The organism is Streptomyces chisholmiae (genome assembly GCF_031845445.1).
GTDB classification, from domain to species: Bacteria; Actinomycetota; Actinomycetes; order Streptomycetales; family Streptomycetaceae; genus Streptomyces; species Streptomyces chisholmiae.
In genome coordinates, this window is the sequence record NZ_JAVREO010000071.1 from 1 (window position 1) to 607 (window position 607).

At 71.7% G+C, this 607-nt stretch carries 1 protein-coding gene; it reads left to right on the forward strand.

Annotated features, from left to right (window positions below; translation table 11 throughout):
• Positions 1 to 2: 2 nt before the first annotated feature.
• The coding region (locus RM844_RS32095) for a helix-turn-helix domain-containing protein (protein WP_311670976.1) at positions 3 to 607 on the forward strand (605 nt) is incomplete at its 3' end.

Here is a 607-nt window from a genome sequence, read left to right on the forward strand (position 1 = left end):
CTCTGACCGAGACCGGCCGCCTGCGTCTGGCCCGCTGCGTGGTCGAGGACGGCTGGCCTCGTCGACGCGCGGCAGAACGCTTCCAGGTCTCGCCCACCACGGCCCAGCGGTGGGCCACCCGCTACCGGGCCACGGGCGAGGCCGGCATGAGCGACCGCTCCTCCCGCCCGCACCACAGCCCGCGCCGGACCGCGACCCGAACCGAACGCCGGATCATCAAGGTCAGAGTCCTGCGGCGCTGGGGACCAGCCCGCATCGCGCACCTGCTGAACCTGGCCCCCTCGACCGTGCACCGGGTCCTGACCCGCTTCGGCCTGGCCCGCCTGAAGCATCTGGACCGGGCCACCGGCCGCGTCATACGCCGCTACGAACACGACCGCCCCGGCGAGCTGGTGCACGTGGACATCAAGAAACTCGGGAACATCCCCGACGGCGGCGGCCACAAAGTCCTGGGCCGCCCGGCGGGCCGCAGGACCAGGTCCGGCGTCGGCTACCAGTACATCCACACCGCCGTCGACGACCACTCCCGCCTGGCCTACAGCGAGATACTCACCGACGAGAAGAAGGAAACCGCCACCGCCTTCTGGCAGCGGGCCCACGCCTACTT